This window comes from Bacillus sp. XF8, assembly GCF_017498755.1.
Lineage (GTDB): Bacteria > Bacillota > Bacilli > Bacillales > Bacillaceae_G > Bacillus_A > Bacillus_A bingmayongensis.
This window is the reverse complement of the sequence record NZ_JAGDQK010000001.1, coordinates 85112-97052: the sequence shown is the minus strand read 5'-3', so window position 1 is coordinate 97052 and position 11941 is coordinate 85112. Positions and strand designations below refer to the sequence as shown.

Genomic DNA, 11941 nt, shown 5'->3' with positions numbered 1-11941 from the left:
CTGCTATTACATCCGCTTCCTTTACTTCTTCAATGACTTCAGCTTCTGCTATTACATCCGCTTCTTTCTTAGTGTTTATTGCCTCTTCCTTGGTATCTGTTTCTGTTTCCTTTTCCGATACAGATTCCACTTTTGTTTCTGGCTTTATAACAAATGTCTTTTGCATACTCAAATTAGCAGCGTCAACTGTAGGTTGAGCAATATATATTATCGATCGCTTATCTTCTCTTTTGCTCTGTTTCCGCTTCAAATCCTTTCCCTCCTGTTCTTACAAACTCCTACTGTTAGATGTATATTCACAGGATGTGGAAATTTGCTTTCTTTTTTGTATGCAGGCATGATACGTGATTTTATACACCTTACCCTCTCATACAATAGGAATTGTTTATCAGCTTATTTCCTCACTTATCATGATTCCAGCGTTATAAACCTTAAGGTATAGCATTGGGCTACACCACTATCATTGAAACAACTACTTTTTAAAGTTTCTATCCTTATCATTCTTTTGTTGTGCCATTACCATTACCCCTATAAAAAACATTTTCACTTTACTTCTCTTCCCATAAAACAAAGAGATAGGAGGATTCCCATCTCTTTGTTGATAGATATACATGACATTTGCCATTCATAATTTAAAGTTCGCATCTCTAATTAAACTAAATTTTCGTATTAAACATCTCTAATATTAAAAATAGTGCTTTGTCCATGGCAAAATGACTCCTACTTGCATTAAATATAATGTACTCTATAAGAAAAGAAGGTGAATATATGTTTAATCATTGTGGATCAAATCATCATGATTTCCGGTGTCCAGACGCTGTTCCATGCCCTACTCCTGGACCTATCTCTGTTCCTTTTCCTGGCCCTGCTGGTGATCAGAGTGCTTTTGCTGTTCAGGATGGCACAGTACCTCAAGTAATTACACTAGCTGCACTACCAGCAATAGGAATTAACAGAGTCGCAATCGCTTTTGACCGATTCTTACCTCCTCTTCCAAATGCAATTTCTGTAGTACCAGCAACTCCTGTCCCACCAGGAACAACTGGATCACTCGTACTACCGCCAGGTGCTTTCACTGGTGTTGGAGTAACTACAACAGGTATATTCGATATCACTGCAGGACTTTCATTGATTGGCCTTGATGTAGCTATACTTGGCGCTCTTACTGCTCAAGTTGTCAGATTCCCAGGAGGAGTTGGCACTGATACTCCACAAATTATTGCTACAATTCCTCTATCCTCGACAGCAAGTATTGCAGCACTCATTGCGCTTCCATTACTAAGAGGAACCATTCGTGTCCCTGATGTACCGTTAAATGCTGGTGATGTAGTTCAAATTCAGCTTGTCCAAACTGCGGCTCTTGGTGCTACAGTAGTAGCTGTAACTTATGCTTTCTTAGAAATTGAATAGCATTTACTTCCTCATAAAAATAGCAATGTATAGAGAATCTTCTATACATTGCTTTCTCTTTTACTCCAAAATATAATATTTAAAATTTACATAAATGTCCTCATCTCTCTATATCAATCCTATATACTATCATTCCCCATTCAGTTCTTTTTCAGGAAAAACTATGCCAAGTAATTCTAAGATTCTATGTGAGAAAGTGTGTTCATTTTGAACTCTGTTGAGAGCTCTTGATGCTATCATTGTTCTTTCTTGTTCATTGTTTAAATAATATTCTATCTTTTCTATAAGTCCCTGAGGTGTACGATATGTTTCAATATCATAACCAGGTTGATAAAATTCACTTAAATCCGGACGAATATCAGTTAGTTGAAAAGCCCCGCAAGCAGATATTTCAAATGTTCTAGGATTAAGAGATAAAGCTTCTATCTTTTCGCTATTTTTATTAATAGTTGGGTCATCGTGTGAACGATGTAAGTTGAGCACAATTTTTGCCCCATTGTAGTAGCTTGCGGTTTCTTCAGGAGATAGCCAATGATTTGCATTGATTCTTTGCTGCAGTAAATGATAATTCTTCAAACTTTTCCAACCAACACCAGAGATTAGTGTCTTTTTAGTTGCCAAATAACCAGCAATTTCATCAAACATTTTCACCCGATTTGAAAATGCAACTCCAATAAACAAAATATCTGTTTTATATTTTTCATCAACATCTTTCGGATGAAATACGTTAGGATCTGCAGCGAGTGGCAAATGATACACATTCTGGCATCCTATTGATTTATAAAAAGATATACAATTTATTTCTTGTGTAAAAACATAATCATAATAAGGAGCGATTTTTTTGCTTTGGTCTATAACATAAGGATCATCTGTCATCCATACAGCTGTTTTTACCCCGTTCCTTTTCAGCATTTCCACTTGATGACAAAGCAATTTGAACCCGCTAAAAACAAGCACAAAATCTGGTTTTATTTTTTGGGAAATTCGTAACAAATCTTGCTGTGGTGATACTACATGCATTTCTCGAACTGTTTTTTTTAGACTATCAATAATTCCCTGTTCTAACGGCCAATATGGTACATCATATTCAGAGGATACGAATATGATGAGGAGATCTTTAAAATTATCCTTCACATAAAAGGCATTCGAAATATGTTGAGGAGCATTTGTAACATTGTCATGAGAATTTTGATATTCATGGTCTTCCTTCATAATATTTTAATACACTCCTTCCTTAGGTTATGGTTATAATCATTACCAAAACAAGCGTTTTTCATATTAAACTAAGGGAGAATGTTTCATTCATTTAATAGTTTAATTACATTTTCAAATCGTATATCTTCCTGTTCTTTACACTATAATTATTTTAAATACATACAGACTTACTAACTATAAAACCGCCATTACATTCAAAGCTCTTTATACTATACATATTAATTAATCATTCTCCTTAAACCCGCTAATCCATGTCAATGTATTCAATAGGATGTTATTGTGAAACAAAATTAAGTATCTTTTATATAGCTCAAAGTTAATATGAATTCAGCTCAGCTATTCTTTAATACCTTAAAAAGAATCAACCCTTTAATTTACATTCTTAACCTTTCCTAACAATAAAGTTACAAGAAAATTTAATTTTTAATCTCCACTTTCATCTTCTTGCACAGTAATTGCTATTAAACTTTTAGTTATTCCTCATCTCACATTCCTTTACTTTTACGTATCTTTTTAAATTATGCAGTACATTTCTTTTAGTTTACAAAAAGGGGGGCAATAATTTCTTTATCTACGAATACAGAGATAAATCATATACACTCCGTACATCAGCAATGGAAAACATCTGATTTATAACTTTTATTAGTAATTTCACTTGAAAATTAACTACAAAGAATATACTGATGCTAATTTAGGTGCGTGTTACCACCTACCTCCTTATCCCATCCACTCATCACCAACTCGGAACTGGAATAAACATAAATCGTTCTTACAAAAATAAATTCCCAAAAACCGCTGTCTTTTCAATTAACTAATACTATAAATCACTTTACTTAACGTACAGGATACACATAGATTCAGTGTTTAATTCAGAATAAGATAGTATGTTTAGGAAACAATCTTCATTCTCTTGAATACGCTATAAATGTAATATTCTGTGCCCTTGCGTAGTTATTTACAGTCAATCTGGTTAAAGAAAAGTAAATTTTATAGAAAACACTTAACTCACTAAATCTAATACATCAACCTAAAATTTATTATTTCAATTTCCCCTACTGACAATCAGAAAGAATTAAACCATGCACTCATATAGTCTAATCAAGCAACTGCTATTATTTTTAGATTACTAGCATCCATTCTAAGATTATTAGAACGAACTTTAAGTTTCTTTACTTACTCATTGAATAACTATCTACAAAAATTACAGCCTACTAATAAATCTTATCGAAACTCTCTTCATGATAAAGTGAATCGATAAGGTATTTAAAAACATGCATTTAATTTAGTCTTGAACATCTACACAATTGTAAAATGAATTGATTATTTTACAGATTATTATATTTTTATCAAACTATATTTTAAGTCAATGAAATCACTTTAAATATTGGATAGGAGCTGATTCATTTGGAAAAAGCTATTTTAAATTTGCCTTTTGATCAAAAATCATTTGTATTTTACGGAAATGAACACGATAAGAGCATATTCCAGGCTGTAAAAGAACATGGATACTACGAAGTTCATATAATGAATCATCTAAAAAATATTATTAAGCCCAATAGCATTTGTCTAGATATTGGTGCAAATATTGGATTAACCTCTCTTGCATTAAGCTATTTAGCAAAAGATGGGCTAATTTACTCCTTTGAACCATCCGACATTAACTTTTCTTATTTGATGCAGACGATAAAAGAAAATCAGATTAAAAACATTTTGCCAATTAATTTAGGAGTATACGATAAAAATACAAATATCGAGTTTTTTAACAACAGCGATGGTGGAGGTTGGTCATTTGTATTTGAAGAACCAGGAATCGCTGTCACGCCAAATCAAGTTATCACTTGTGTTAGATTAGATGATTGGATCCCAGCTGCTGGAATTACAAATGTCGATTTTATAAAAATAGATATTGAAGGTTCTGAAACTAAGGCGTTACAAGGTGCTTTAAATACAATCCATAAATGGAAACCAGATTTAATAATAGAATTTAATCCACTATCTATTTCTTCGATTGGAGGCTTTGATCCATCGGAATTGTATGAGCTGCTAAAGTCAATATATCCTAAAATTTATCATATCAATCACTTTACTACAGCAGTAGTACAAGTAACTGACTATTCTCATCTCCGAGAATTAATAAAACCAACTATTTGGGGTGATTTATATTGCACGTTTAACTAAATACCTTAAAAAACAAAATCCACTTCACAGAAAATTTAAACATTATTGCATTTGTTAAATAAGATATCCGTATGTAATATAAAAAGCTTGTAAACGTGACATTCAGCGAAATACAAGCTTTTTATATTTTTCTTTTAGAAAGTTATAATGTTCTCATACATTATAAGCTAAATATCCCTCAACATACTTATCTTATTTATATTCTTTCGTCACATAGTATTTAATAGTTATTCCCATTTATACACAATATTGAGATGCATGAATACATTATTTTCACTGTCATTTTTTAGTTATTCCGCATACTATAAACAACGAAAAGAAAGCACCTTGGAGTTGATAACATGAAAAAAGCATTAATTACCGGTATTACAGGGCAAGATGGCTCTTATCTCGCCGAGTTATTAATAAATAAAGGTTATCAAGTGTACGGTTTGAAAAGAAGAACAGCAACACCAAACTACAGCAATATTTCAAATATTTTAGATAAAATTGAGCTTATCCCTGGAGACTTATCAGATTTATCTTCATTAATTCATGCAGTAAAAATTGCAGAGCCAGATGAAGTATATAACTTAGCCGCTCAATCGTTTGTAGGAGATTCTTGGACACAATCTATTTATACGAGCAATGTAACAGCAATAGGTGTCATAAACATGCTAGAAGCAGTACGCTTAATAAAACCAGATGCCCGCTTTTATCAAGCTTCAAGCAGTGAAATGTTTGGAAAAGTGGTTGAAACTCCTCAAACGGAGCAAACCCCCTTTTATCCGAGAAGTCCATACGGCGTTGCAAAAGTATATGGTCATTGGATTACCGTAAATTACCGTGAAAGCTATAATATGTTTACTTGTTCAGGAATTTTATTTAATCATGAATCACCAAGACGAGGATTAGAATTTGTAACACGTAAAATAACAGATGGAGTGGCTAAAATAAAGCTAGGCTTACAGAATGAACTACGTTTAGGAAATTTAGATGCGAAGCGTGATTGGGGATTTGCTGGTGATTATGTAGAAGCAATGTGGCTTATGTTACAAAACGAACGTCCTGATGATTATATTGTAGCTACGGGGGAAACACATACCGTACAAGAATTTGTTGAAATAGCATTCCAACATGCAGGGCTAAATTGGAAAGAATATGTCGTTCAAGATGAAAAATTTATGCGTCCGGCTGAGGTTGATCTATTACTGGGTTCTCCAAATAAAGTAAAGGAACAATTAAATTGGAAACCAAAGGTATCCTTTAAACAATTAGTAACAATGATGGTAGATCATGATTTAGAAATAAATCGTGTGATAAGATGAAAGCTTTAATAACAGGGGTTACAGGATTTGTTGGTCACCATCTGCAAAGTACTCTAATAGCTGAAGGAGCTGAAGTATTTGGAACCTCAAGGCAATCACATTTATATAAAAATATTTATCAATTAGATTTACAAAGGCAAGATGAAGTTGTGAGTTTATTGAAAAGAATTTCACCAACTCATATATTTCATTTAGCAGGGATGAGTAATGTAAAAGACTCGTGGGCAAACGTCTCCAAAACAATTGAAGCTAATACAATTGGAACTATTAATCTATTGGAAGCAGTTAAAGAAGTAAATAAAAATATACGAGTAATCACTATTGGTTCTTCAGAAGAGTATGGGAAAGTCATTACTAATAACTATAGTAAAATATCTGAAACTACATTATTAAACCCATTAAGCCCTTATGGAACAAGTAAAGCAGCTATTGGCATGTTGATAAAACAGTATTATAAAGGATTTGGTTTAAATGTTATTCATGTTCGACCCTTTAATCATATTGGTCCTGGTCAAAAACTAGGGTTTGTTACATCTGATTTCGCTCATCAGATTGCCTTAATAAATAACGGTAATACAAACTGTAATAAAATAAAAGTTGGTAATTTGGAATCTTTTCGAGATTTCACAGATGTACGAGATATTGTTCGTGCATATTATATGATTGCTTTAAAAGGATGTGCGGGAGAAATTTATAATGTTTGTTCCGGAACAAGTACATCAATTCAAGAAATATTAAACATTTTACTATCTTTTTCAAATAAAAAGATAGATATAGAAACTAATCCTGATAAAATGAGACCTTCTGATATTCCATATTTTATTGGTGATTATACAAAAATAAAAAATCTAACCGAATGGGAACCTAAAATCTCTATACACCAATCCCTTCAAGATATTTATCAATATTGGTTATCAACATTAATATAATAGGAATTAGAGATTATATTAATGTTCCCCTATTTTACACCTGCCTATAAACAAACATAATCCATACACTTTGTAAAGTGTGTATACCGGAATCCATCTAAAAAACATCCCGTTCCTTATCATGCTGAGGTTCGGGATGTTTTTTTATTTACCTTTTTGAATAATCAATCCAATCGAAGTAGATACATATTGTGCCAATTGTAACCGTAAGTGAGGGTTTTGCTTATACGGTGGAACATCCACATATGATTCAATACTTCCTGTTCCTACGCTATAGTCAATATCAACTAAGTGCCCCTCGGCTCTTAAAGAATCTACCATTTGCTCTATGTCCTTCTTTCGAAAAATGACGGTTATACCAGATTCGATTGTGTCATTATTTGAACTAAGATTGTACTCTGTTGTATGAATGGCCACTCCCCCAGGCTTGAGACATTTCATCTGATTGAGGATAAATTGAAAACCAAGTTCAATTGAACCACAATGTTCAAAGCTACAGGAAGACCATGTAAAATCATATAAGCCAGTTAAATGATCGGGGATACAATTCATATCTACAGTTTCAAAATCCGCTAGATGCATGAGTGTGTTAGGATCGCACAACTCATACTGACAAAGATCGATAATCTGCTGAGAATGTTGATTCGTATCAACCCATCCTTGAACAACAGCTTGGCTATAGTCCAAATCTGTTGCTGTAATATAACATCCATGAGAGGCAAATAAAGAGGCAAGTGGTTCTTTTCCTACTCCAAAGCCTAAACCTTTTTTAAAGGGAATAAGCATATTTCTTTCAAGCAGCGCCTGATATATATAGCACCACTCCCATAATTTCCGATGATAAATCGTATTATTGAAAGGTAATGGCATTTGTTCCATATAAAGAAAGAAAGGCTCCCTTAGTTTTGTTAAAGCTTTAGTAAACCATGACTCGTTATAATCAGACTCACTTACTATTTTAGACTTTAACATATCTCACTTCTCCTTGAAGTTTTATCTTATTCTATTAATTCTAGATGCCTAAATCTAAAGCGCACCTTATTTAACAAATAAGAACAACTTGCACAGCATAATTATATTTTTGACCCATCTCTTAAACTTTGTTTTATGCTTATTGTTTCTTAGTAATGATCTATTGATTCTATACTTTTAACCAAACATGGAAAAAAACTTTATGGATTATTGGAAAAGAACGTAGTAACCTTTTATTTTCGATTCACCTTTTCATACCCTTCTAATGCATGTTGCGCAACATGCGTCCATTGAAATTCAGCTGACTGTAGAAGGCCTTTATCTCTAAGTGAAATACGTAATTCTGAATTCTCTATTAGATCAATTAGACCTTTACTGATTTCATCGATATTGTAAGGATCAACTAGGTAGGCAGCATCCCCAGAAACTTCACTAAGCGAGGACGTTTTAGAAGTAAGAACTGGTGTGCCACAGGCCATTGCCTCTATCACAGGAAAACCAAGTCCCTCATAGAAAGAAGGAAATGCTACTATTTCAGCTCCATTATATAATTTGACTAAATCTTCATCTGAGACATAGCCAGTAAAAATGACATCATCGAAAACAGAGGCTGTCATTCCAGAATTTAAAAGTTGCTGTTTATCCGAATACACGATTACAAGTTGAATTGAATTGTTTAATGCCACCTTAGCTCTGGCAAATCCTTCAACTAAGCCATTAAGATTTTTACGGAAATCTGCACCTCCAATATTCATAATATACGGCTTAGAAATTCCATATTTTGTAGCGAAATAGGATCGATTTACTGTAGGGTCGATTTTAAATTGTTTATCAATTCCTCCCATAATAACTTTAATCTTATTGGGATCAATCTCTAAAAGACGTACAGCATCTGTCTTAGTCGTTTCAGAAATCGCATACAGAAGATCACAAGAATTGATAAAATTTGTTACTTGATTATAGATTGCTTGCATCCCAGGGTCAGAAAGGTAGTAATTAGGATACAACATTGGAATTAAGTCATATATTGTCGCTACCACTTTTATTGTCCCAAACCACTCTCTATGTAGAATACGATGATTTTCAAGAGGATAGTATGGACTGAGGATATGGAAGACGTCTATTTTATTAGCAACAATAAACCGCTGAAGTTCATCTTTTAAATAGGCGTCTTCTTTCGTATAGTCTGGATAAAAATAAAAGAAATTATGACTATCATTTAACATAACAATGTGCTGAATTATATTTTTTGAATAACGTCCAATTCCTCGCTTCATAATTTCCTCTTTGGCAAAAGACATATCAAATGCAATATTCAATTTCAACACCCCCGGTAAAAATGTTATGATAGCCTGCATGCTAAATTTTCATTTACTTCACTCAAAGTTAATCAATTTATTGAATTAAACTAATTGTATGAGAAAATAGCTTACTTCATTCTACCTACATATTAAAACTGAGTGTATAAGCTGTCTTGGCCATTCGAACCTTTTATTAATTTGGATATACTGAGATTATTATTCTATAAAATAAAAACTGGAAAGAGTAAATACTTTAACTTAACCATTATTAACTTTCGATAATGTAATTGTTTTCACTTTCACTCTAGTAACTTGAGGAAGGAAAGTATTATTTATCAGCCGTATCTCAACGTTATATTCAGGATTATTTAGATGTAAGTTATCTGTTAATACTATAGAATTGTTAACTTTATATTCTAATAGTTTTGTAGTTCCTAAATTAGAAGTTATCTCAATTACACAATCACAAGGATGATCTACCTCTAATTCTAAATTAAATACGTAAGAACCCTCTGCAAGGTGAACATAGGGACCATAAAATACTGCCCCAATGCCTTGAACAGGTATCCACCCCTCCAAATCATAATTTGTAGGAATATAAAATGGTTTAGGAGAGTTTAAATATAGGGAATGAATAACATAAGGAGAATGAAATTTTAGTACTGTATTATCAAAAAATATTTCCTTATCACTCTTCTTATTTATTTCTAAAACAGCAATTCCATTTGAACCAGGAAATGGAGATGAAAAAATAGTATTAATCAGCTCCTCTTTTGAGCAATGTGACCATATTTGTCGCGGATTAGTCCAGGTCGTCTCCATATCAACTTTTTTATAATATCTAATAGTAAGTTCATCTTCAGGCATTTTATATTTCTTAGTCAATAATTGCATATAAAGATCATCAAATTGTATTAACCACCCTAAATCCATCAACTTTCCAAAGGGAACTGTTATTAATGCATGCCCATCCTTTTTTAAGAGGTTATAAATCTTGATAATTGCTTTCAGAGGCCCCTCTTTATCTCGACTTATATCTTCTTCTCCATAAGAACCTGTTGGGTCTTTTAATTGTCCAATATGCTCAACAGTTGATACACTTATAATTGCATCATATTTTTCAGTAGGATTATATTCCATTAAATCCACATTTAAAACCCCTGAAGAAACTTCGAATTTATCAACAATATCTCTTGTGATAGGTTCTTGCAAATAAGATTGTAATACGTTTCCAACTTCAAGTACGCGGCTAAATTTATGCTTTATTAGAAAATCAATACCTATTGGCACCTCGATGCACCTTTCTGATATATTATTAATCGGCACTTGATTATACAGAAGTTCCTTTTCACCATACATAAAAGTATCTGAGTATGGAAGATTAGTAAATAGTCCCATAAATCCTCCTCCTTTACTCACTTTGTTTTTAAGGCCAAAAGAGAATATGATATCACGGTATCCCACAGCAAGTGTTTCTACAGTCGCAGAATGACGTGAAGCACTTTGCCCCATTTGAATTCTCAGACTTTTGTTATTCACTAAATGAATTAACGCTTCCTTTAAATCTTGAATTTCATGCTCGTCAGTTCTAACTTTTAAACATGCCTCATCAGGAAGTTCATTAAAAAATCCTATCTTACTTACAATACTTGGTTTCCCTGCAGCCATTGCTCTAATAATTGTAGAAGAAGTCTCACCGACAGATGGATTCCTAAGATTTACAATAATATCACTTAATGTGATTAACTTTGAAAAATCTTCTTCGCTTACTTCACCCATGAACCTAATCCGTTGTGAAAGACCTAATTGTATAATCAAATTATTTATTTCGGTAGTATATGCTGTATCAAATTGAGGTCCAATAATTAACACCATTGTATTCTCGCTAAATGAAGACATTGCTTGTTTATATGCAAGAATGAATTCATATATTCTTTTAGTGGGTGCTACAAAACCCGGAATAGAAATTACTACACCATTTGGTATAAAAAATTTATTTCTTATTGTATTCACATTATCATTAGGGGTTTTATCTAAAGGCATCGCCATGGGAAGCCAAAATACAGATGCTTCAGGGAAATCAGCTAATAATTTATTCTTCGAAAATTGACTATGAACAATTAACCCCTTTGAATTGTCTATTATTCGCTTTAATAACGGTTTGCCGTAAATATCTGGACTTTTTCTCCCGGCAAGAACTTCAATTGCTTCTCGTTCCCCTATCTCTCCGTAATTATATTTCATCTCTTGAATGTAAATGGAATTATCTTCATTCATACCAAGTAAATAATATACAAGATGTTGATTAATATCATGAAGTACTGTTAAACCAGGATATAGGTGTATAAAGGGAAGCATGTAACTATGAAAAAGACTACAACCAAATTGGTAAACAATTTCATCATAAAGTTCATACTGAAATTGAGGGTATGGGATAATATTACAGAAGTGTTGCAACAAAGGATTTTCAGGTAAATAATTACTTCCGATAATGATATCAATATCAAAAAAATCTTTTAAGTGTATCAAAAGCTCTTCACTATAATCTGAAACACCAGATTTTAATGGCCTTAACGGTGTAAAAAAAGCAATTTTTAGTTTGCTCATAATTTTTCCACTTTTCCTCCCG

9 protein-coding genes are annotated in these 11941 nt (G+C 32.7%); 4 read left to right on the top strand and 5 right to left on the bottom strand.

What is annotated here, in order from left to right:
- Window positions 1-250 (bottom strand): hypothetical protein (locus J4P91_RS00435; RefSeq protein ID WP_207992531.1); only part of this gene is annotated, 250 nt, incomplete at its 3' end.
- A 518-nt stretch (window positions 251-768) separates the two neighbouring features.
- On the opposite strand from J4P91_RS00435, the gene J4P91_RS00430 reads away from it, so the two are divergent.
- Complete coding sequence (locus J4P91_RS00430; protein WP_207992530.1) at window positions 769-1410, top strand: hypothetical protein; 642 nt, start codon at window positions 769-771, stop codon at window positions 1408-1410.
- A gap of 129 nt (window positions 1411-1539) precedes the next feature.
- On the opposite strand, the gene J4P91_RS00425 is transcribed toward J4P91_RS00430, so the two are convergent.
- Window positions 1540-2622: a CgeB family protein gene (locus tag J4P91_RS00425; RefSeq protein WP_207992529.1), complete on the bottom strand. Its 1083-nt coding sequence runs from the start codon at window positions 2620-2622 to the stop codon at window positions 1540-1542.
- Between the two features lie 1407 nt (window positions 2623-4029).
- Between J4P91_RS00425 and J4P91_RS00420 the strand changes: the two genes are divergently transcribed.
- From J4P91_RS00420 to J4P91_RS00410, 3 genes are all read left to right on the top strand, one after another.
- A complete protein-coding gene (locus J4P91_RS00420) occupies window positions 4030-4803 on the top strand; it encodes an FkbM family methyltransferase (RefSeq protein ID WP_207992528.1) in 774 nt (257 codons plus the stop codon).
- Between the two features lie 341 nt (window positions 4804-5144).
- A complete protein-coding gene (gene gmd / locus J4P91_RS00415) occupies window positions 5145-6110 on the top strand; it encodes a GDP-mannose 4,6-dehydratase (RefSeq protein ID WP_207992527.1) in 966 nt (321 codons plus the stop codon).
- On the top strand, window positions 6107-7039 hold the full coding sequence (locus J4P91_RS00410; RefSeq protein ID WP_207992526.1) for a GDP-mannose 4,6-dehydratase: 933 nt from the start codon (window positions 6107-6109) through the stop codon (window positions 7037-7039). Before gmd ends, J4P91_RS00410 begins: the two co-directional genes overlap by 4 nt.
- Window positions 7040-7183: 144 nt before the next feature.
- Here the strand turns inward: J4P91_RS00410 and J4P91_RS00405 are convergent, their stop codons facing one another.
- The 3 genes from J4P91_RS00405 to J4P91_RS00395 form a co-directional block, all read right to left on the bottom strand.
- Complete coding sequence (locus tag J4P91_RS00405) at window positions 7184-8011, bottom strand: class I SAM-dependent methyltransferase (RefSeq protein ID WP_207992525.1); 828 nt, start codon at window positions 8009-8011, stop codon at window positions 7184-7186.
- Between the two features lie 233 nt (window positions 8012-8244).
- Window positions 8245-9330, bottom strand: a complete 1086-nt coding sequence (locus tag J4P91_RS00400) for a glycosyltransferase family 4 protein (RefSeq protein ID WP_207992524.1) — start codon at window positions 9328-9330, stop codon at window positions 8245-8247.
- Between the two features lie 240 nt (window positions 9331-9570).
- Window positions 9571-11919, bottom strand: a complete 2349-nt coding sequence (locus J4P91_RS00395; protein ID WP_207992523.1) for a glycosyltransferase — start codon at window positions 11917-11919, stop codon at window positions 9571-9573.
- Window positions 11920-11941 lie beyond the last annotated feature (22 nt).

Bases quoted from the DNA above. Each gene is read 5' to 3' on its own strand.
- gmd (WP_207992527.1), top strand. From the start codon at position 5,145: ATGAAAAAAGCATTAATTACCGGTATTACAGGGCAAGATGGCTCTTAT.
- J4P91_RS00425 (WP_207992529.1), bottom strand. From the start codon at position 2,622: ATGAAGGAAGACCATGAATATCAAAATTCTCATGACAATGTTACAAAT.
- J4P91_RS00395 (WP_207992523.1), bottom strand. From the start codon at position 11,919: ATGAGCAAACTAAAAATTGCTTTTTTTACACCGTTAAGGCCATTAAAA.
- J4P91_RS00430 (WP_207992530.1), top strand. From the start codon at position 769: ATGTTTAATCATTGTGGATCAAATCATCATGATTTCCGGTGTCCAGAC.
- J4P91_RS00405 (WP_207992525.1), bottom strand. From the start codon at position 8,011: ATGTTAAAGTCTAAAATAGTAAGTGAGTCTGATTATAACGAGTCATGG.
- J4P91_RS00410 (WP_207992526.1), top strand. From the start codon at position 6,107: ATGAAAGCTTTAATAACAGGGGTTACAGGATTTGTTGGTCACCATCTG.